This window comes from Undibacterium sp. TC4M20W (assembly GCF_049340245.1).
Lineage (GTDB): Bacteria > Pseudomonadota > Gammaproteobacteria > Burkholderiales > Burkholderiaceae_D > Undibacterium.
In genome coordinates this window covers 29609-51431 of the sequence record NZ_JBMPPI010000024.1, presented here as the reverse complement: position 1 = coordinate 51431, position 21823 = coordinate 29609, and the positions used below count along the sequence as shown (strand labels likewise).

Genomic DNA, 21823 nt, shown 5'->3' with positions numbered 1-21823 from the left:
TGTTGGAAAGTTAGAACTGACCCCAATTTTTTCTTTTCGGGTGAGCATATGCTTTCTATGACATCTTTAGCCGAACCGCTTGCTTTAGATTCTCAAAGTCGATAGTCGGCCCTAAGTCAGCGACATCATCGGTTCTATAGCACTCGGTTAAGTAGTCGTAAGTTTTTTCAACAAATGTAGTATCAAATAATTGAGATTTACCTGCCTCATCAACTAACCATTGAACAAATTCTTCGGTAATTGCTTCTATTCCCTCTGGAAGAAATGCTTTTTCTGCGCGGTAAGCGTGCCAAGCCGCATAACTAGTAGCAGCACCAACAACTGTATAGGCAAGATCAGTTATCTTCTTTGTACGATAATCAATTTTCGCAAAAATACCTTCATCAAATTGGTTCATTAACAAATCATTTAAATCATGACCGCACACAGCCTCTCCAGATAGCCAGGATGAGATCATTGTTATACATTTTTTTGCTAATAGATATCCACTCTCGTCATCAAATAATTCAGGCATTAATTGCTCACTAACACATAACGTAAAAGCGACTCTCGCTCTAACAGTCATTTGAACGAAATTCTGTATGTAAATTATCATTATCTTGCCTTCTGTCCATTAATAATTGCTATTTGCGAACCAGTTTTCGGAATTATTCCTGGAACGGTCTCAACGGGAATATTAATCCTTAACCCAGGATACATATCACTCAATTGCTTGAGGACTCCAGGAGCAACATTCGGATTGGAACCCCCCACCATTTTTACCACATGTGCCGATCCTGGTAAGGAGGTAGTTTGAATAAGCAAGGCACCAAATAAAATTGGCATACTGATTAAATTGAAAAATAAAAAAAGCCCTTGATAATTTATCAAGGGCTTTTCATATTCTGGCGGAGAAGGAGGGATTCGAACCCCCGATACTATTGCTAGTACGCCTGATTTCGAGTCAGGTACATTCAACCACTCTGCCACTTCTCCGGCTTGGTTGTTCGTCATAAACGAAGCCTGTGATTATAGCAAAGAACTTGCTCAATTCAAAATTACACGATTAACAAGCCTATGAGACATGGGCGCGCATCGCTGCGGTCGTGACATGAAGATGTCATAAAGCAAGACTATATTCTGATGCAATGCAGCAAGATGCCATTTGCTATTATTGCAATAATATAACAGCAATTATGACTACACCTGGCATTTCAATATTAGGATCAGCTTCAATGGAAAGTAGTTTAGCGGGGGATACTGTGGATTATCTGTCTCAGCAAAACCTGGTATCAGAGCAAGACATCAGCCAGTTCGGTGTACAGTCTGCAGCGCTGATGCTGGCGCATCTGCAGCGTATTATTGAGCAGCGCCTGCTTACCGCACGCTTCCAGCCCATCGTGCAGATGCAGAATGGTGACATCCTTGGCTATGAGGGTTTGATACGTGGCCCTTCGGACAGCCCGCTGCACTCCCCTGTCAATTTGTTCAAAGCTGCGTGGGACAATAATCTGACGGTGACGGTAGAACACTTGTGCCGCCGTATCGTGCTGGAACAATTCGCTGCGCAGAAATTGCCTGGCAAGCTGTTTTTGAATGTCAGTCCAGAATGTTTGTTGCAGAGAGATGTGCGCTATGGTGAGACGCTGGATTATATCCATGAGCTTGGCATTAACCCTGAACGTGTCATCATAGAATTGACTGAATACCAGCCCACGCACGACTATGCCTTGTTGTGCGAGGCTGTCATCCATTATCGCGAGATGGGTTTTGAAATTGCGATTGATGATCTGGGTGAAGGTTTTTCCAGTCTGCGTTTGTGGTCAGAATTAAAGCCTGACTATGTCAAAATCGACATGCATTTTATCCAGGGCATAGATCATGATCCAGTCAAGGCGCAGTTTGTGCGCTCAATACAAAGCATCGCTGAAAAATCTGGAACGCGCGTCGTTGCTGAAGGTATAGAAACCCAGGCTGAGTTATTAGCGGTGCGTGACCTGGGTGTGGCCTGTGGCCAGGGTTATCATATCGCCCGCCCCCACCCTACTCCTGCGCGTGCAGTGTCTGCTGAAGTGGCGCGGATTTTAACGCCGAACCAATATCAGGCTGCGCGACGTACCTCCGGCAGTTTTGAACAGGCTGCCACGGTAGAAAAGATTTTAAAGACGCCACCAACTATTTCTTCACGCATGCTGAACAACCAGGTGGATGACATCTTCTTGCAAAACCCCAAATTGCAGATCATTCCCGTGGTGGATGACGGCATGCCTGTGGGATTGATCAACCGTTATCACATGATAGACCGCTTTGCCCGGCCTTATCAGCGTGAGCTGTATGGCAAAAAGCCTTGCACCGTCTTCATGGAAGCGCATCCTGTCATTGTCGATAAAAATACCAGCATGCAGGATGTCAGCCACATTATCGTGGAAGCTAATTCTGAGCAGTTAATCAACGGTATTATCATTACTGATCAGGGCCGCTATATAGGCCTGGGCAGCGGGCCGGACTTGATGCGCGAGATCACGCAGATGCAAATCAATGCGGCGCGTTATGCCAATCCCTTGACGCAACTACCGGGTAACGTGCCCATCAATGAACATATTGATTTGCTGCTACAGAAAGAGCAGTCTTTTTGTGCCTGCTATTGCGACCTTGATCATTTCAAACCATTTAATGACGTCTATGGCTACCGCCGTGGCGACGACATCATACAAATGACCAGCGATGTATTAAAGCAGCACTGTGATCCGCAACTGGATTTTATAGGGCACATCGGTGGCGATGATTTCATCATTCTGTTCCGCAGTGAGGATTGGGAAGTGCGTTGCCAGGCAATACTGGCTAGTTTCTCTGCTGCCATTGATGATTTTTACAGCATTGAAGACCGCGAAAGAGGTGGTTATCTCAGTGAAGACAGGCAGGGTAAGAAAGTCTTTTACCCACTGGTCAGCCTCTCCCTGGGTGTGGTCAGGTCAAGAGCAAACCGTTATTACTCACATCACCAGATTTCCATCGCCGCATCAGATGCCAAGAAGCAGGCCAAGAAAATTCATGGCAATAGCCTGTTTGTAGATCGTCGCTCTGAAATGGATTTGCTGGTAGGTTAAGCGCCATCTGCACATAAAAAAAGCGCTTCACTTTATGTAGTGAAGCGCTTTTTTCATGAAGCAAGGACTAATTAAGCTGCAGGTGCCAGTTTTTCCAGGCCACCCATGTAAGGGCGCAAAGCTGCAGGGATGACGACAGAGCCATCCGCCTGCTGATAATTTTCCAGCACAGCCACTAAAGTACGGCCAACTGCAAGTGCAGAGCCGTTCAGGGTATGTACCAATTCTGGTTTGCCCTGGGCATTGCGGAAGCGGGCTTGCATGCGGCGCGCCTGAAAGTCGAACATATTCGAGATAGAAGAAATCTCACGGTAAGTGTTTTGTGCTGGCAGCCAGACTTCCAGATCGAAAGTCTTGCAGGCACCAAAGCCCATATCACCAGTACACAGGCTCATGACGCGGTAAGGCAGCTCCAGCTTGGTCAGAACGGCTTCAGCATGGCCCACCATTTCATCCAGGGCTTCCATGGATTTTTCTGGATGAACGATTTGCACCATTTCGACTTTGTCGAATTGATGCTGACGTATCATGCCGCGGGTGTCGCGGCCTGCGCTACCGGCTTCAGAACGGAAGCATGGAGTATGCGCCGTCATTTTGATAGGCAATGCATCGGCAGCCAGAATCTCATCGCGCACAGTATTCGTCAATGTAACTTCTGAAGTCGGGATCAGGTAAAACGTCTCGCCTGCGCCTTCTTGCCCGCCTTTTTTTACTGCGAACAAGTCTTCTTCAAATTTGGGCAATTGGCCTGTGCCACGCATGGAATCAGCATTGACCATGTAAGGTGTATACATTTCGGTATAGCCATGTTCCAGCGTTTGCATGTCGAGCATGAACTGAGCCAGTGCGCGATGCAGGCGTGCCATGCCACCTTTCATGACAGAGAAACGCGAACCTGTCAGTTTGACTGCAGTTTCAAAATCCAGACCCAGGGCAGAACCGATGTCTACATGGTCTTTGACTTCAAAGTCAAATGCGCGTGGCATACCGACCTTGCGTACTTCCACATTGCCGGTTTCGTCTTCACCGACAGCAACAGATTCATGTGGCAGGTTAGGAATGGTTTGCAGGAAGGCACTCATACGCACCTGCACATCACTCAAATGCGCTTCTGATGCTTTCAACTCTTCCGGAATGCTCGCAGCTTCAGCCATTAATGCGGAAGTATCTTCGCCTTTGCTTCTGAGATTACCGATCTGTTTGGAGATGGTATTCTTTTTGCCTTGCAGCTCTTCAGTACGGGACTGGATTTGCTTGCGTTCGGCTTCAAGGGCATTGAAGGTTTCTACATCCAGTTGGAATTTACGGGTAGCCAGGCGCGCTGCCGCACTGGCAATATCTTTGCGCAAAAGTTGAATATCTATCATGATTTTAAGTGCAGTGAACTAAGCTAATCGAGTATTGTATCAAGGGATGGGCATTTCCCCTATTTTCAGACAAAGGAAAATGCCGTTTTTACATCAATACCTATGCATCAATACTTCACAAGACTACGGTAAACCAGCTTGGTATTGCCTTCTGCAGGCACGCTTATTTTCCATACTGCGGTATTGCTGGCGCTCTTGGTATAAGGATGGCTGCTACTCAAGACTTGCCAGTCACCAGGCATGGGTTCTTGCACGGTGACGATGACGGCTTCTTTTTTGGCATTCTTCAAAACCAGCTCATAGGCGCTTTCAGATACATAATTGTATTTGCCACTCGCTGCGAGTTTTTTGAAGTCAGTCTGCTTTTTGTCTGCTGTTACATCAAAGGCTTCACCCAGTTTCAGGCGAACTTTTTCATTCTTTGGTGTGTGATCAACGTTATCTTCACCAATGAACTGCGCATTACCCGCGCCATCTTTTTTGTAAACGCGTACAACACCTTTAGGTAAAGGCATGCCCAATTGCGAAGCTTCTTTATTGTCGAATTCAACAAAAACACCTATCTTCATTTTTTGACCAAGATCACCGTAACTGCTTTGGTAGTAATAATCACTACCTGCCAACAACAATTCCTTGCGGGCGGGAACGCCGGACGCAGACAACAAGGCCACTTGCTTGGTCTGGTTTTCTGCTATGGTGGTTGGCCTGTCCAGTGTGTACAGGTGATACTCAAACAAAGATTCTTCCGCCATGGCTTTTTTTGCCATCATGGGCTGCGGGGCATCCAGTCTTCTGACTGAACTACCGGTTATTTCTACTTTTTGCAGCACTTGATGCACATCACCCGCCACCAGTTGCAGCTTCGCATTGCGGTAAGTCGTACCACTGGTATTGCCCAGCGTAACCCAGCCTAAAATATCAAGCTTGTCATCAGCCGCATTCAGCTCAACGACATAGTCTGCCTTCCAGGACAAACCGCCTGTCAGGTAACTAAGTTCTACATCCTGTTGCTGTGCCCCGTTGTTATCAAGTGCCATGACCAGGGTAGGACGGTCACGCAGGTTTGCTGGCACATCAGGATAAATGATGCGACCTGGCAAGCCGGTTTCGATGCGGTCACCTATCTTCAATACCACGCCATTATTGGCGGACAAGACTGTGGCCGATTCTGTAGTCTCTGCGCCAGTCGCCGGATTGGTGCGAATGATGTTGACGTTGCGGCCTACATATTTTTCCAGCAGTTTTTGCGGTGTCAGCAAATCAAAATTAAAGTTTTGCTCAACCACAGACAAGCTGCCTGGAGAAGACAAGCTGCGCAGCAAGGCAGTTTCAGCACGCATCTTGGCACTAACATCGCGGAAAGCCAGTGCGCTTGCACCGCGTTTCAAAGGCAGCTTGCGCTGGTCCTTGATCAGTGCCAGGTTTTCATTGTAGATCGTGACGGCGACTTCTTTTTGGTCAGCCAATGTACTGCGCTGCTCCTCTGTTTCGGCATAGACAGTGCCTGCGAGTGACAATAACAATAGGCTTGCGCTTGCGGTCAATGTTTTATTCATGAAAGTCCTTGTTATGATTATTGGTTTGCAATGATATATAAAAGAATGAAACTCAGACGAATGAAATCTAAACGAATGAAGCTTAAATAATTGAAATTCAGACGAAACTGAAATTATTTGACCTGATCATCCAGGCTGCGCAAATACGCGAGTTTTTCCGCTATCTTGATTTCCAGCCCGCGTGGCACTGGGTGATACCAGGATTCATTTTCCAGACCCTCTGGCAGATAAGTTTCACCTGCGGCATAGGCATCTGGCTCATCATGGGCATAGCGATACAATTTGCCATAGCCCAGTTCTTTCATGAGCTTGGTGGGTGCATTGCGCAAATGCTCTGGTACGACGCGGGACTTGTCTTTGGCGATCATGGCGCGCACGGCGTTATAGGCTTTGTAGACTGCATTCGACTTGGCAGCGCATGCCAGATAAATCACTGCTTCTGCCAGGGCCAACTCCCCTTCGGGCGAACCCAGCCGTTCATAGGTTTCTGCCGCATCAAGGCAAATGCGCAAGGCGCGTGGGTCAGCCAGGCCTATATCTTCTGACGCCATGCGTACTATGCGTCTTGCCATGTAACGTGGGTCGGCACCGCCATCGAGCATGCGTACCAGCCAGTATAAGGCTGCATCAGGGTTGGAGCCACGTACCGATTTATGCAGGGCAGAAATCTGGTCATAGAAAGCATCACCGCCCTTGTCAAAGCGGCGCAAGGCGTCACCCAGGCATTCACCCAGCAAACCCTGATCTACTGTATCAAGATTTTTGGCGACCGCTGCATGGGCAACGATGTCGAGATTGTTCAGCAATTTGCGGCCATCGCCGTCAGCACTGGACACCAGGCTGGCCATAGCCTCTGGCGTCAGTGTCAAGCCATCAAGCTCACGTTCGCAGGCGCGCACTACCATGGCTGTCAGATCTTCATCTGTTAGTGACTTCAACACATATACTGAGGCCCGTGACAGCAAGGCGCTATTGACTTCAAATGAAGGATTTTCTGTCGTCGCACCTATGAAGGTAAACAAACCACTTTCCACATGCGGCAAGAAGGCATCTTGCTGGCTCTTGTTGAAGCGATGGACTTCATCAACAAACAAAATGGTGCGGCGATGTGAAGTGGCCTGCAATATCTGCGCACGCTCTACCGCCTCGCGTATGTCCTTAATGCCGGACAAGACTGCCGACAAGGCGATGAATTCACATAGAAAAGCATCAGCCATCAGGCGCGCCAGCGTGGTCTTGCCTACGCCTGGCGGACCCCACAATATCATCGAATGTGGTTCACCCGACTGAAAAGCCACTCGCAAGGGTTTGCCCTCGCCCAGTATATGTTGCTGGCCTATGACATCGTCCAGCGTAGCCGGACGCATGCGCTCTGCCAGTGGGGCAGGTTTTTTGCGCGGATTATTGTGCAACATGTTCATTAAGCGCTATTACTGGCGAAATACATCTGCACCAGCAGGCACGACAAACTTGAATTGCTCAGGCTTCAGCGCAGGATTTTTTTCCAGGTTCCTCAGGGTCAAGGTAGAAAACTGGCCAAAATTGTCGTGCAATTCCAGGGCAACAGGCACGCCATCTTTCATACCTATACCTATGGTTTCAAACTGTGAGTCCTTGGCTTTGGGCGTAGCTTCCAGCCATTCCAAGCCTTGCTTGACACCGACCTCTTTGAAATTGAAATTCTTGTCCAGATCAGCCGCGCCAGCACTGCCAAACAAAATGGCTGCGGGGCTGGAACCCAGGGAATTACCAAGCGGACGTATCGTGACCTGATTCAAGTCTTTGTCGTAGATGTACAGCTTTTCACCATCTGCCTGCAAGACTTGCTCATACGGCTTCACATAAGACCAGATGAACTTGCCTGGACGGGCAAACACAAAATTGCCTGTTGCTGTCTTGCTGATCTTGGGATTGCCATCGACCATTTTGACTTGCTGCTGGGTAAATTCACCCTTGGCGCTTTTATTATTGGTGACGAAGGATTTGAACTGATCAACCGCAGTGGCGGATGCCCATGCAGGTATCATGGCAAATGCAAACGCACCTGCCACCAGTTTTGCCTTCATGCTAAATTGTTTCTTCACTGATTTATCCTGTTCTGTCGCTGCTATTGTTTTGCTTTATTCCGTCACAATTATTCTGTATTCCCAGCAGGAACCAGAATTTCGCGGTTGCCGTTGGACTGCATGGTAGATACGACACCACTTTGTTCCATTTGTTCCAGCAAACGGGCTGCACGGTTATAGCCTATGCGTAAATGCCTTTGTACGAGCGAGATAGAGGCACGGCGATTCTTGAGTACGATGGCAACGGCCTGATCATACAAGGCATCTGATTCGCCACCACCTGCGCCAGCACTCTCGCCACCGGCTTCGCCGCCCTCTTCCAGAGTGCCACCTTCAAGTATGCCTTCTATGTAATTTGGTTCGCCCTGCGATTTTAAATATTCAACTACGCGATGTACTTCTTCATCCGAGACAAAAGCTCCATGCACACGGACAGGCAAGCCTGTGCCCGGTGGCATGTAAAGCATGTCACCCATGCCCAGCAATGCTTCTGCGCCCATCTGATCAAGAATAGTGCGTGAATCTATCTTGCTGCTGACCTGGAAGGCGATACGGGTAGGAATATTCGCCTTGATCAGGCCCGTGATCACGTCCACCGATGGTCTTTGCGTCGCTAATATCAGATGCAAGCCCGCAGCACGGGCTTTTTGCGCAATACGGGCAATCAGTTCTTCTACCTTTTTACCGACCACCATCATCAAATCAGCCAGCTCATCAATAATAATGACGATGGTTGGCAGTTTTTCAAGGGGCTCTGGCGCATCTGGCGTCAGACTGAAAGGATTAGGGATATGCACTTCCTTACGCGTTGCCTCTGCAATCTTGGCGTTATAGCCAGCCAGATTACGCACACCGAGTTTGGACATGAGTTTGTAACGGCGTTCCATCTCTGCCACCGCCCAGTTCAGGGCATGGCCTGCCTGGCGCATATCCGTGACCACCGGAGCCAGCAAATGCGGTATGCCCTCATACACCGACATCTCCAGCATTTTTGGATCGATGAGTATCATGCGTACATCATTTGGGTCTGACTTGTACAGCAGCGACAGGATGGTGGCATTGATACCCACAGATTTACCAGAACCTGTCGTACCGGCCACCAGCAAGTGAGGCATCTTGGCTAAATCTGCACAGATAGGAAGGCCGCCAATATCCTTGCCCAATGCCACGGTCAGGCTCGATGAGCTGTCGTTATAGACCTTGGAGCCCAAAATCTCGGTCAGGCGAACGATCTGGCGCTTGGGGTTGGGCAACTCCAGGCCCATGTAATTTTTACCGGGGATGGTTTCAACCACGCGTATGGATGTCAGCGACAAAGAGCGCGCCAGGTCACGTGCCAGATTCACAATCTGGCTACCTTTTACGCCAGTAGCCGGTTCTATTTCATAGCGGGTTACTACAGGGCCAGGATAAGCTGCAACAACCTTGGCATCAACACCAAAGTCTGAGAGTTTCTTTTCTATCAGGCGGCTGGTGAATTCCAGGGTTTGTACGCTGACAGTTTCTTGCACTGGCGGCGGCTCATCCAGCAAAGACAAGGGTGGTAAATTGGTATCTGGCAATTCATTGAACAGGGAAACCTGCTTTTCTTTTTCCACTCGCTCTGAGCGCTGCACGGCAACTACTTGCGGCTCTATGCGTATTGGTGTGGCTTCAACGATTTTGGCTCTTTCCTGCACTACGACTTCTTCACGCTTGACGGCGGCAGTCTGGCCAGCGCGCCGGTCTTCTGCATCTGCATGTTTGCTTTGCACGAAGACAAAAGCCCATTCTATGCCTGTACCTATGCGTTCTGCGATGGTCAGCCAGGACACGTGGAAATAGAGGCTGATACCCAGAGCAATCATCAGCAACAAAGCCAGTGTCGCGCCAGTGAAGCCCAATGCCGCAAAACCGGCATTGCCGATCAACTCACCCAATACCCCGCCCGGCCCTAGCGGCAAGGCTACTTTAAGGCTGTGCATGCGCAAATATTCCAGTCCCATGCTGCCAGCCAATAGCAAGCCAAAACCAATATTACGCACCAGGATTTCAGGGAAGCCGACTTCAGGTTCCGGATCAGGATTGAGTTTCACTCTTTGCGACAAATTACTATACGAGATCCACACCTGGCGGCAGGCAAATACACACCACCACCATGCCGAAATGCCAAATACATAAAACAGCACATCAGATAGCCAGGCACCAAATTTGCCAGCGATATTGTGTATGCGCGGAATATCCACCGACCGCGACCAGCCTGGGTCTTGCGTGGAATAACTTGCCATGATCAGTATCAGGCAAATGCAAAATGCGGCAAGGGCTATCCATTTCGCTTCCATCAAAAGAACCAGAAAGCGGTTTGGTGGCGCTGCAGGTGCTGCAGTTTTCTTGCTTCGAGTATAAGCTTCGTTACCAGTAGTCATAAAACAGAGAGCAACCTCATTCGGACAGCTATCAAAAGCTGACAAGATAGCATGAAGCCGTGTATGCGCCAAACTTGTGCACTGTAACAGTTGAAACAGATATGCCCGTCTGGCGCACCACGGCAGGAAGACGACCACTATGAGGATAGTCTATAATTCAGGCTTACCTCAGGATAGCGATGCAAAATCAGCAAAAAACTTGAAATTTGCATGAAAAACGCCATCTATTATCTGCAATTCAGCTAATCATCAACTTTTTTATCAGGTCTGCTATGTCCACACCCAAACATGCCCGCGTATTAATTCTTGGCTCTGGCCCCGCAGGTTATTCCGCCGCTGTGTATGCTGCCCGCGCCAATCTGAAACCTGTACTGATCACCGGTGTAGAACAAGGCGGCCAGTTGATGACCACCACCGATGTAGAAAACTGGCCTGCTGATCCTATGGGCGTACAAGGACCAGAACTGATGCAGCGCTTTTTGCAGCATGCAGAACGCTTTAATACAGAAATCATTTTTGATTACATCCACACCGCCAAGCTCGATGAAAAACCGATACGCCTGATCGGTGACCAGGCGCAATATACTTGCGACTCCCTGATCATTGCTACCGGCGCATCTGCTCAATATCTGGGTCTGCCATCTGAACAGGCTTTCATGGGCAAAGGCGTGTCTGCCTGCGCTACTTGCGATGGTTTCTTTTACCGCGGCAAGGAAGTGGCTGTGGTTGGTGGTGGCAATACAGCGGTGGAAGAAGCCCTCTACCTGTCGAATATCGCCAGCAAGGTTACCGTCATCCACCGTCGCGACAAGTTCCGTGCAGAGGCAATTTTGATTGACCGCCTGATGGCCAAAGTGGCAGAAGGCAAGATCGAAGTCAAATGGAACCATACGCTCGATGAAGTCATCGGTGATGACTCTGGTGTGACTGGCATCAATATCAAGGCAGCAGATGGAACTGTTACCCCTATCACTCTGCATGGCGTATTCATTGCGATAGGCCACAAACCAAATACCAGCATCTTTGATGGCCAGCTTGATATGAAGAATGGCTATATCAAAACCCGTACCGGTACTGAGGGCATGGCAACAGCGACCAATGTACCAGGCGTGTTTGCTGCCGGTGACGTACAGGATCATATCTATCGCCAGGCGATTACCAGTGCTGGTACAGGCTGTATGGCAGCGCTGGATGCGCAACGCTTCCTGGAAGAATAAGTCAAACGCCAAGGATGTAAAGGATGTCGTCTTTTAAAAACCTTGCTGACCTGAAGTCACTCAGTCAGCAATTAAAGCAACAAGAAGAAAGCCGACAACGTGCCGAAGCAGAACGTCTGGAACGGGAAAAGAAAGCCAGGGAAGAGGCGAATATTTTTCGTTCCAGCGTAGGCAAGGTAGAGGTTTTAAAAACCGCGGTGAAACATCACCCTGCCCCAGCTCGCCTTGAACCCCTGCCGTTTCAGCACATTGCAGATGAACAGGCAGCCCTACAAGAATCTTTGTCGGATGAATTCGATGCTGATTCTTTGCTGGAAACTGATGAAAACCTCAGCTATACCAGATCAGGCGTGGGCCAGGATGTCGTCAGGAAGCTGCGTAAAGGCCACTGGGTCATACAGGCGCAACTTGACCTGCATGGCTTGCGTCGCGATGAAGCCAGGGATAGTCTGGGAGAATTTTTGCGCAAGTGCATGCGCAATGGCACACGTTGCGTGCGCATCATCCATGGCAAAGGTCTGGGCTCTGTCAACAAGGAACCTGTACTGAAGCAAAAAGTCAGAAACTGGCTGATACAGAAAGATGAAGTATTGGCATTCAGCCAGGCGACTGCGGCTGATGGTGGCTCTGGTGCCTTGATCGTGCTATTGAAATCTTGACGATGGCTCATAGCTATGCAGCCTGAGTCCCCGACAAACCGAGGCTCAGGCATAGCAAACTTAATTGCGGAACTTCTTGTCCTTCGAAATAACGGTCATATCAACATATTTTGAACCGTTATGATTCGAAGGCGAAAAACTCACATCAAAACCACCAGGGTCATAACTGCTGCGGTTAATACTTTCCAGTGCAGACACCAGCTTTTCTCTGGTGAGACCTGATCCGGCGCGCTTTAAGCCTTCCACAAATACTTTGGCAGCCAGATAACCTTCAAAGCTGGAAAAGTTCAGATTTTTATTTCCGGCTTTCTCCATACTTTTCGTGTATTCGGCAACTACTGGTATTGACGGTGACCATGGAAATGGAACCACCTGTGAAATCACGACACCGACGCCATCTTTATCCAGGGCATCTGCCAGAGCCTGGCTACCGACAAAAGAAACATTGTAGAACATGCCTGTATAGGCAGCCCTGTGCATTTCTTTGACCAGTGCACTACTGGCTGCATAGGTGCTGATCTGTATGATGGCATCAGGCCGTTTTGGCAAGAGCTTGGCAACGGCAGCTGAGACATCAGTGCTGTTCCTTTCCACTGTTGCCATCTCGGCTATACGCAAATTTCTTTTCTTCATCGCCAGTTCCACACCCGCCAGACCCGCCTTGCCATAGGCATCGTTCTGGTAAAAAATGGCGATATTTTTTGTCCCCAGATTGGCCAGACGATCGACCAGATATTCAGTCTCGTCGTTATAACTTGCCCGGATATTGAAAATCTGACGGTTGAGAGGTTCTCTCAAGGATTGCGCACCGGTATAAGGTGCGAAAAAAGGGACTTTTGCTTGCGTGAAAATGGGCAAGGCTGCATTACTGGTGGCTGTACCTACATAGCCAAATAAAGCAAATACACCATCATTTTCAATCAGGGCCCTGGTATTGGTAGCCGCCAGATCTGCCTCATACTTATCATCTTTTTGTATGATTTCAATCTTGCGGCCATAGACACCACCTGCAGCATTGACCTGATCAAAATAAGTCTTGGCACCTGAATTGAGCTGCAAGCCAAGTTGTGCTGCCGGGCCGGAAAATGCGGCTGACTGACCCAATAAAATTTTTCTATCTGTGACACCGGTTTCGGCTTGGGCATTTGCCATCGCCATCAACACCAGTGCCACCCCTATTTTTGTTTTTGCTCTTGCTTTTGAAACACCAACAAATTCATTTACTGCAAACTTCTTAAACATCATCATATTTAAACCGCATCAGGACCCGTCTCGCCAGTGCGAATACGTATTACCTGCTCCACATTTTGTACAAAAATCTTCCCATCACCAATCTTGCCGGTATGAGCCGCCTTAATAATTGCGTCGACTACATTGTCGGCAATCTTGTCATCTACTACGACTTCCACCTTGATCTTGGGCAAGAAATCGACCACGTACTCAGCGCCACGATACAGCTCCGTGTGCCCTTTTTGACGGCCAAAACCTTTTACCTCGACCACAGTCAATCCTGTCACGCCAACGTCAGCCAGCGCTTCACGCACCTCGTCGAGTTTGAATGGTTTGATGATAGCGGTAATCTGTTTCATTTCCCTCTCCTTAAATTGTTACGGTTAATACGATTAATATAATTAATACGGATCAAACTAGTCTCTGAACTTCGAAGTAATAGGATAACGCCAGTCACGCCCGAAAGCGCGATGGGTAATCCTGATACCTATGGGCGCTTGACGCCGCTTGTACTCATTAATTTTGATCAGGCGCGTGATGCGTTCCACATCCTCTGCCGCATAGCCTGCCGCAACTATCTCGGCACGCGCCTTGTTTTCTTCCATATACATGGCCATGATGCCGTCCAGAATGTCATAGGGCGGCAAAGAATCCTGGTCTTTTTGATCAGGTCGCAATTCAGCTGATGGCGCCCTCGTCAGTATCCGCTCGGGTATTACGGCTGACAGGGTATTGCGATAGGCACATAGGCGATATACCAGGGTTTTGGCAATATCCTTGATGACGGCAAAGCCACCTGCCATGTCACCGTACAAAGTACAGTAACCAACTGCCATTTCACTCTTGTTACCCGTCGTCAAAACGATGGAACCATATTTGTTCGACAAGGCCATCAACAGTGTGCCACGTATCCTAGCCTGTATATTTTCTTCGGTGGTATCTTCCTTCAAGCCAGCAAATTCCTGGCTCAGAGTAGAACGGAATGCGCTGAAGCAATCGCTGATGGCGATTTCATCGTAGCGCACACCTATGCGTGCCACCATATCACGCGAATCCAGCCATGAAATATCGGCAGTATAAGGCGAAGGCATCATGATCGCCCTGACCTTGTCTGCCCCCAGCGCATCGACTGCAATTGCCAGCACCAGGGCAGAATCAACCCCGCCAGACAAACCCAGCAATACACTGGGGAAGCCGTTCTTGCCTACATAATCACGCACGCCCATGACCAGTGCCTGATAAACCTCCGCTTCCAGCGATAAGGCCGCTTCCACGCGAGCATTCAAAGGCTGCGCGCCGTCAAATTCGACTACTTGCAAATCAGCTTCGCAATGCTTCATCTGGGCGCAAATCTGACCGTGGACATCCATGACAAATGAATTGCCATCAAAAATCAATTCGTCCTGGCCACCGACCAGATTGGCATACACCAGGGACAAACCCTGAGAAATCACATTGGCGCGCATGACGTCGTAGCGCTGATGCTGCTTGCCCATGTGATAGGGTGAACCGTTTGGCACCAGCAGCACTTCTGCGCCCGCCTGCCTGGCTTGTGCTGGCGCATCTGGCAGCCAGGTATCTTCACAGATATTGATGCCGAAATTCACGCCCTTGATAGCGAATACACAAGCCTCGTTACCTGATGAAAAATAGCGTTTTTCATCGAACACCATATCATTTGGTAAATCACGCTTAAAATAACTTGCTAATACCACACCATCTTGCAGCACAGAAACAGCATTATACCGTTTACCATCGACCTCACCCGGATGACCGACCAAAACCGCAAGGCCGGGAAATAGCGTAAGCTGTTTCTTTAAGGTATCGAGTGCGGCAGCAGTATCATGATAAAACGCCTGGCGCAGCAATAAATCTTCTGGTGGATAGCCTACCAGGGACAATTCCGGTGTGACGAGTATGTCTGCTCCCTGCTCTGCGGCACGGCGGGCATATTCTGCGATCTGGGCAGCATTGCCGGCAAGATCACCGACAACGCTATTCATCTGGGCAATGGCAACTTTTACGGTCATATTTGCAAATCTGTATTAAATCGAAAATGAAATCTGAATCTCCAGCCCCACATTATCGCATGCGTATCGTCACTTCACTGAGCGAGATAGCGCAATCATCATGGGACAGCCTGATTGCAGATCAGACGCTTGCCAATCCATTTCTATCGTATGCATTTTTGAGCGCCATGGAAGAGTCAGGTTCTGCCACTGAAAAAACTGGCTGGCAAATCTGTTTTATTACCATCTGGAATGGCGAGCAGCTTGAAGCTGCGATGCCGCTGTATGAAAAGAGCCATTCCTATGGCGAGTATGTGTTTGACTGGGCCTGGGCCAGGGCGTTTGAGCGGCATGGCCACGATTATTATCCCAAGCTGTTGTCCGCCATCCCTTTCTCTCCCATCACGGGCAGCCGTCTGCTGGCACGCAATACTGCCGCACAAGGGGCATTGATCGCTGCCCTGCAGGAGCTACAAGAGGCCGGTGAATACTCTTCCAGCCATTTGCTGTTCTTGCCGGAAGATCAGGCGCGCATGCTCAATGAAGAAGGCTATCTGTTGCGCAAAGGCGTGCAGTTTCACTGGGAAAACAAGGGCTACCAATGTTTTGATGATTTTCTGGATACGCTAGACAAGAAAAAACGCAAGAATATTCGTGCCGAGCGCAGGAAAGTGCAGGATGCCGGCATACAGTTCCAGCATGTGCGCGGCAAAGACATACAAGAAGACGACTGGCGCTTTTTCAAAAGCTGTTATGACCAGACTTATGAAGAACATCATTCAACGCCGTACCTGAATCTGGATTTTTTCTTGCGCATAGGTCGTGCCATGCCAGAAAATATCCATCTTATCATTGCATTGCGAGGCAATAAGATCGCTGCATCCCTGCTCATTCATGATCAGCAGCGCGTGTATGGGCGTTATTGGGGTTGCCTGGAAACACATCCCTGCCTGCATTTTGAAACCGCTTACTACCAATCCATAGCTTTCTGCATACAGGAAAAAATTGCGATTTTCGAAGGCGGAGCACAAGGCGAGCACAAAATGGCACGCGGCTTTCTGCCAACCACGACCTGGTCAGCACATTACTTGAGTCATCCAGAATTTTTTGACGCAGTATCAAATTTCCTTGTACGTGAAACACAAGATATTGAGCTATATTTAGATGAGTTACATCAACACACACCATATAAAGCGCTGAAACACAATGAAGTAAGCGCTACTTGAAATTTTGCTTCGTTCAAGGCATCCTGTCGCCATGCAAAATAACTTTCTCTCGACACCGAATGCACCACCTGCTGCATTGCCAAGCAAACGCGTCGGACGCTTTTACCTCAGCGAGCGTCTGGGCATGGGATCAAATGGTGCCGTGTATTTGGGCCACGATCCCGTCATAGACCGCGATGTCGCCATTAAAATATTTAGTGCTGGCAATAATGCTGCCGACAAGAAGCAACGCGAGCAGCAATTTATCAATGAAGCACGTGCGGCTGGCAGGTTATCCCACCCGAATATCGTGACGATATTCGACGCGTCCAGCGAAGGTGGCACGACATTTATCGCGATGGAATTTCTGCAGGGCAAGGATTTGCGGCATATCCTGGCAGACGGCAAGCAATTCGACATCATAGAGACCGCGAATATCATACAGAAGATCGCCGAGGCACTTGCTTACGCCCATGCCAATGGCGTGATACACCGCGACATCAAGCCTGCGAATATCTTTGTTTTACCTAGCCAGCAACCCAAGGTGGTGGATTTTGGTATTGCCCGCGCACCAAATCGCGTACTGGATGAAACCAGGGAACAAGCCCACACCCTGTTCAACAATAATATTCTGGGCACGCCCAACTACATGTCACCAGAGCAGGCTAATGGCAAAGCTGTCAATGCCTTGACGGATGTGTATTCGCTGGGCACAGTCATGTATGAAATGCTGACTGGCCAAAAGCCATTTCAGTCGCAAGATGTTGACAAATTATTGCAACAGATTGTAAATAAAGTAGCGAAATATCCCTCAGAAATTCGCACTAGCATACCGGATTCACTATCCAAAATTGTCATGAAAGCGATGCAGAAAGATCCTGCAGCACGATATGAAAGTGCCGCTGAAATGTCTTTGGCATTAGAGAAATTCCTGGAGCGCGACAGAAAACTAAAGCGCAAGCGTCAGAAACAAGGTGGTGATACCAGCGACTATGCCAATGACGATAGTCCACACGTTGGTTCCTGGCTGAGTTGGGCCGCGCTGATTGCTGCCGTCGTCGGTGTGGCAGCTTATCTGATACACAGGATATGAGCCTGGTAGCGATGCACGCTGATTGCGTCAGAAAAAAACAAAAAAGGTGCGATCAAATCGCACCTTTTTTTAATTCTAAAGCTCTTAGTTACTAACTTTTAATTGCTAGCTCTTAAGTCTTAAGCTTCGGCTTTTTGGAAACTTTCTACGCCTGCCAAAATTTCTGCCCTGGCATCGTCGGGACCGCCCCAACCTTCAACTTTAACCCATTTGCCTTTTTCCAGATCTTTGTAGTGCTCAAAGAAATGCTGGATCTGGCGCAGACGCAATTCGTTCAGGTCTTCAGGTTTTTGCCAGTGTGTGTAGATAGGCAGGATTTTATCTACTGGTACAGCCAATACTTTGGCATCGTTACCGGCTTCATCTGTCATTTTCAGGATGCCGATAGGACGGCAACGCACTACCACACCAGGGATCAGCGGGAAAGGCGTGATGACCAATACGTCAACCGGGTCGCCATCACCAGCCAGAGTTTGTGGCACATAGCCATAGTTGCAAGGATAATGCATGGCAGTACCCATGAAACGATCAACAAAAAGGGCGCCAGTGTCTTTATCGACTTCATACTTGATCGGATCGCCATTCATAGGGATTTCGATAATAACGTTGAAGTCATTTGGCAGATCACGACCTGCTGGTACTTTATTCAAGCTCATCTTGCACTTTCTGTATAAGTATCAATAGAAGAAATGGTTTGGACAGGATTATATAGTTTTTCAAGGCAGAATTGTGCGCCGCAACAGGGCGGTATGACAATTTAACTTTCAGCCAGTTAATACAATCCGCATCCTCATAACATGGTTGCCATCGCACATTGGCGATAATGGCTGGCAGCTTCTTCTGCCTGGCCCAGCGCCTCATGCAACTGCGCCAGCTTCAGGTTGCCTTCGCGCACAGTGCGCGGGTCAACTGCATCGGACAAGGCCTGCTCCATATGCCTTTGTGCCTTGCCCCATAATTTCTGACGCAGGCATAGTGTACCAAGCGTCAGTGCCAGTTCTGGGTCAGTCGGATGTTGCTCTGACCATTTTTCACAATGTTCAATTTGTGATAACAAGGCAGCAGAGCCCTCTGATGCTGCAGCATCACGGTAGGCGCGCATGAGGCGCTCATCCCACTCCTCTGCCAATGCTTTTTCGACTATGCCACGGGCATCATCAAACAAGCCGTGCGAGTTAAAAGCTGTTGCAGCAGTGCTAGCGATAAAAGCCGATTTGCGCTCTGCCTGAGGGATTTCATACCAGACCCGGCGCAGGGATTCGGCATCATGGCCCTGGTTCTTCAGCAAATCTTCATAAGCCAGTTCACGCAAACGTTGCGACAACGCCGGATGCAGGGCGCGGTGCTTGTCCAGTGTGCGTACCAGCTTCAATACTTCCTGCCACTTCTGTGCCTGCTGATTGGCTTTCAAGGCCCAACGCAAGACCTGAATGTGGCGTGTACCATTGGCATTCAGTTCACGCACTGCTTCCAGCGCCTTGCCAGGGTGATGCTGATCGACCAGCAATTCTGTCATACTCACCAAACGGGCAACCTTGTAAGTGCCATCCTGCTCAAGACCGGCAAACCATGAATCACGTCGCTCATACTGGCTCATGTGATGCGCCGCGCGCGCGCCGATCAGTGAAGCAACGCCAGCATTGTCTGGCAAATCAGTGGCACGCATGGCCGCTTTTTCGGCGTGACCAAAGCGGCCTTCAAACAAGGCCTTCAAGGCTTCGCGCAAGGCCTTGTTGCTGTCTTTTTCACGCTTGTTCTGGCGATACAAGGCAACTTTGCGTGGCATTTTTCTGGTTGTGACAATGGCACGTATGACCAGATAAATAACGATAAAAGTAAGCAGCAACAGGAACAGGAAGAAGTTCAGTGACAGGTCTATCCGGTAAGGCGGAAAGAACAGGACCACATTCCCAGGGTTATAACGTGCACCCACGGCAAGGCCAACAGCGAGCGCAAAAAGAATCAGAAGCCGGATAAAGATACGCATACTCTTATGGCTTCACTTTGTAGTTACGTACCGCATTCAGGCTCTCGCCCAATGTCGGCATTTCTATCGACAGATTGCTGCCCTGCACCTGGCGCAACAAGGCTTGTACAGTCTGCGTCTGCTTGGCACGAGTATCAAAATACTTGCCGATGGCATCCTGTGCGGCGATCATGTCGCTCCTGAAGATACTTTCATTTCTGGACAACAGTGCCAGCCTCGCATTCAACAGGCGCAGCTTCAGGTTTTCGCGGGCGAAATAAGATTGAGATGGTGTCAGCAACAATACATCCGGCGTCTCTACATTACGCACGCGTATTAACTGTTTGACCTCGTTCCACATTTCGCTGGAAAAACTCTGCCAGCCGTCTTGCAGGCGCATGCTCCAGGTAATTTCTTCAACATCATCAACAGTCTTCTTTTCTGCTTTTGCAGTGACTGAAGATTTGGGTAAAACGCGCAATGGCGCTTTTGGTGGTGTTGCTGATACCACTGATTTCTCATCCGACCATAATGGAATATGGTCAATCTGGGCAATCACACTATCCAGGCGCAGTGCGACGCCAGGCAAATCCAGGGCAGGTAAAGACTTCAGTCTCTCAATATCCTTGGCAATCGCACGGCGTATGGAAATAAATTGCGGCTTATCGGATTTGGCGAGGCGGCCATCGGCATTTTGCAGAGCAATCAACGCACCTTGCACATTACCTGCCAATTGCAATTGCTGGCTAGCCGTCGCCAATACCTGCTCAATCTCGGCCAGTGCCCAGTCATCGCGATTCTTGGACAAGTCTTGATACAACTGTTCAAGGGCCAGTTGCTGGCTTTGCGCTTCAGACTGTTTGCCTTCCAGCAGAATGACCTTGGACTGGATTTCCTTGGCAGTCTCTTGCACATTGCGTGCCAACACTTTGGTTTCACTGCTATTGGTATCGGCAGTTTGCAGTCTCTTGGCGACTTCTTCACGCAAACCACTGATCTGATTTTGCGATGACCACCAGTTAGCTGCCAGTAAAACTGCGAGCACACCGGATACCAGATAAGCCGGACTGGCCCAGCCTGGTTCCCTGGCAGCTTCTGCAGGTAAAGTTGGGGCGGGCTGTCGTGCCTGGGCATCGACAGGATTTGCCGTCACGACGGCGTCGGGATTTGATTGCTGTTCACTCATAGACGAGATTGTAACGCGACAAGCAGTTGTTCGTCGCCAGAAGCTGTTAAGGTTATGTGCAGAAACCCCAGAGATTGTGCGGTTTCTTCGATACGGCTGTGTGGTACCAGCAAATGTTGTCGTTGCATTTTTGCCACGCCACTATTTAATTTCAAGGCCTCTACATAGTCACACAAATTGCGCAAAGCCTCGGAACTGGTGATGACCCAGTCATTATCACTTCCAAGCAATTGTGTTAAATGCTTTTCTTTTTCATTATTCAGTATTGGTTTGACCCTGCGATAGGCAGCTACCTGCACCACTTCTACACCATGCGCACGCAAGGCGTCGGCCAATAATTCCCGGCCTGACTCACCGCGGATGATCAATACTTTCTGGCCGCGCAGCGCATCAAGATCCAACTCGGCAAGCAGAGTTTCAGAATCTGTCTTCAATTGATTACGTGGGCGCAAAATGGTCGCGGTCTGGTCGTTCACGCCATATTCGGCCAGTTTTGCCCGGCTACCCTCTCCCATGACAGCAAAAGTCAGCTTCTCTGGCAAGTTCTTCAAATGCCGGAAAAAAGCCTCTATCGCATTCGGGCTGACAAAGGCGATCAGGGCATAGTCTTGCAACTGCCCTAATTGTGCAATCAAGGCAGTATTGTCTTCCAGTGCTGCTATCTCCAGCAAAGGAAAATGCTCAACCTCTCGCCCCATGGCTATTACCTGCCGGGCAAAATCCTGAGCCTGTGCAAGTGGGCGCGTCAGTATGACCTTGTGATTCTGCATGCCTTGGC

At 49.1% G+C, this 21823-nt stretch carries 19 protein-coding genes and 1 tRNA gene; 5 read left to right on the top strand and 15 right to left on the bottom strand.

The features are described from left to right. Positions 1-55: 55 nt before the first annotated feature. The 3 genes from ACO0LL_RS22905 to ACO0LL_RS22895 all read right to left on the bottom strand — a co-directional run bounded on the left by ACO0LL_RS22905 (position 56) and on the right by ACO0LL_RS22895 (position 975). The gene (locus ACO0LL_RS22905; RefSeq protein WP_422953164.1) at positions 56-565 is read right to left on the bottom strand and encodes an Imm6 family immunity protein; all 510 of its coding nucleotides are present in this window, start codon (positions 563-565) and stop codon (positions 56-58) included. A 29-nt stretch (positions 566-594) separates the two neighbouring features. Further along, positions 595-870 carry a hypothetical protein gene (locus tag ACO0LL_RS22900; protein ID WP_422953124.1) on the bottom strand — a complete coding sequence of 92 codons (276 nt, stop codon included), beginning with the start codon at positions 868-870 and terminating at the stop codon, positions 595-597. A gap of 15 nt (positions 871-885) precedes the next feature. Then, positions 886-975 (bottom strand) — tRNA-Ser (locus ACO0LL_RS22895). 341 nt (positions 976-1316) lie between these two features. On the opposite strand from ACO0LL_RS22895, the gene ACO0LL_RS22890 reads away from it, so the two are divergent. Next, positions 1317-3086 carry a GGDEF domain-containing protein gene (locus tag ACO0LL_RS22890; RefSeq protein ID WP_422953163.1) on the top strand — a complete coding sequence of 590 codons (1770 nt, stop codon included), beginning with the start codon at positions 1317-1319 and terminating at the stop codon, positions 3084-3086. 71 nt (positions 3087-3157) lie between these two features. On the opposite strand, the gene serS is transcribed toward ACO0LL_RS22890, so the two are convergent. From serS to ACO0LL_RS22865, 5 genes are all read right to left on the bottom strand, one after another. Further along, the gene (gene serS / locus ACO0LL_RS22885) at positions 3158-4453 is read right to left on the bottom strand and encodes a serine--tRNA ligase (RefSeq protein ID WP_422953123.1); all 1296 of its coding nucleotides are present in this window, start codon (positions 4451-4453) and stop codon (positions 3158-3160) included. Between the two features lie 107 nt (positions 4454-4560). Next, a complete protein-coding gene (locus tag ACO0LL_RS22880) occupies positions 4561-6009 on the bottom strand; it encodes a DUF4139 domain-containing protein (protein ID WP_422953122.1) in 1449 nt (482 codons plus the stop codon). 113 nt (positions 6010-6122) lie between these two features. Beyond that, positions 6123-7424: a replication-associated recombination protein A gene (locus ACO0LL_RS22875; protein ID WP_422953121.1), complete on the bottom strand. Its 1302-nt coding sequence runs from the start codon at positions 7422-7424 to the stop codon at positions 6123-6125. 15 nt (positions 7425-7439) lie between these two features. Further along, positions 7440-8093: an outer membrane lipoprotein chaperone LolA gene (gene lolA, locus ACO0LL_RS22870; protein ID WP_422953120.1), complete on the bottom strand. Its 654-nt coding sequence runs from the start codon at positions 8091-8093 to the stop codon at positions 7440-7442. A gap of 50 nt (positions 8094-8143) precedes the next feature. Further along, complete coding sequence (locus ACO0LL_RS22865) at positions 8144-10480, bottom strand: DNA translocase FtsK (RefSeq protein ID WP_422953119.1); 2337 nt, start codon at positions 10478-10480, stop codon at positions 8144-8146. 272 nt (positions 10481-10752) lie between these two features. Between ACO0LL_RS22865 and trxB the strand changes: the two genes are divergently transcribed. Together trxB and ACO0LL_RS22855 are read left to right on the top strand one after the other, a co-directional pair. Next, positions 10753-11697 carry a thioredoxin-disulfide reductase gene (trxB, locus tag ACO0LL_RS22860; protein WP_422953118.1) on the top strand — a complete coding sequence of 315 codons (945 nt, stop codon included), beginning with the start codon at positions 10753-10755 and terminating at the stop codon, positions 11695-11697. A gap of 23 nt (positions 11698-11720) precedes the next feature. Continuing rightward, positions 11721-12356: a Smr/MutS family protein gene (locus tag ACO0LL_RS22855; protein ID WP_422953117.1), complete on the top strand. Its 636-nt coding sequence runs from the start codon at positions 11721-11723 to the stop codon at positions 12354-12356. Positions 12357-12416: 60 nt separating this feature from the next. Here the strand turns inward: ACO0LL_RS22855 and ACO0LL_RS22850 are convergent, their stop codons facing one another. The 3 genes from ACO0LL_RS22850 to ACO0LL_RS22840 form a co-directional block, all read right to left on the bottom strand. After that, a complete protein-coding gene (locus ACO0LL_RS22850) occupies positions 12417-13514 on the bottom strand; it encodes an ABC transporter substrate-binding protein (protein ID WP_422953162.1) in 1098 nt (365 codons plus the stop codon). A 92-nt stretch (positions 13515-13606) separates the two neighbouring features. Then, positions 13607-13945 carry a P-II family nitrogen regulator gene (locus ACO0LL_RS22845; protein WP_110253085.1) on the bottom strand — a complete coding sequence of 113 codons (339 nt, stop codon included), beginning with the start codon at positions 13943-13945 and terminating at the stop codon, positions 13607-13609. A gap of 57 nt (positions 13946-14002) precedes the next feature. Beyond that, complete coding sequence (locus ACO0LL_RS22840) at positions 14003-15616, bottom strand: NAD+ synthase (protein ID WP_422953116.1); 1614 nt, start codon at positions 15614-15616, stop codon at positions 14003-14005. A gap of 26 nt (positions 15617-15642) precedes the next feature. Between ACO0LL_RS22840 and ACO0LL_RS22835 the strand changes: the two genes are divergently transcribed. Continuing rightward, positions 15643-16821, top strand: a complete 1179-nt coding sequence (locus ACO0LL_RS22835; RefSeq protein ID WP_422953115.1) for a GNAT family N-acetyltransferase — start codon at positions 15643-15645, stop codon at positions 16819-16821. A gap of 31 nt (positions 16822-16852) precedes the next feature. Next, positions 16853-17893: a serine/threonine protein kinase gene (locus ACO0LL_RS22830; RefSeq protein WP_422953114.1), complete on the top strand. Its 1041-nt coding sequence runs from the start codon at positions 16853-16855 to the stop codon at positions 17891-17893. 119 nt (positions 17894-18012) lie between these two features. Here the strand turns inward: ACO0LL_RS22830 and ppa are convergent, their stop codons facing one another. The 4 genes from ppa to ACO0LL_RS22810 all read right to left on the bottom strand — a co-directional run bounded on the left by ppa (position 18013) and on the right by ACO0LL_RS22810 (position 21815). Further along, positions 18013-18549, bottom strand: a complete 537-nt coding sequence (ppa, locus tag ACO0LL_RS22825) for an inorganic diphosphatase (protein WP_422953113.1) — start codon at positions 18547-18549, stop codon at positions 18013-18015. A gap of 134 nt (positions 18550-18683) precedes the next feature. Further along, the gene (locus tag ACO0LL_RS22820) at positions 18684-19880 is read right to left on the bottom strand and encodes a heme biosynthesis protein HemY (protein ID WP_422953112.1); all 1197 of its coding nucleotides are present in this window, start codon (positions 19878-19880) and stop codon (positions 18684-18686) included. Between the two features lie 4 nt (positions 19881-19884). Further along, a complete protein-coding gene (locus ACO0LL_RS22815) occupies positions 19885-21045 on the bottom strand; it encodes a uroporphyrinogen-III C-methyltransferase (protein ID WP_422953111.1) in 1161 nt (386 codons plus the stop codon). After that, positions 21042-21815 carry a uroporphyrinogen-III synthase gene (locus tag ACO0LL_RS22810; protein WP_422953110.1) on the bottom strand — a complete coding sequence of 258 codons (774 nt, stop codon included), beginning with the start codon at positions 21813-21815 and terminating at the stop codon, positions 21042-21044. Before ACO0LL_RS22810 ends, ACO0LL_RS22815 begins: the two co-directional genes overlap by 4 nt. Positions 21816-21823 lie beyond the last annotated feature (8 nt).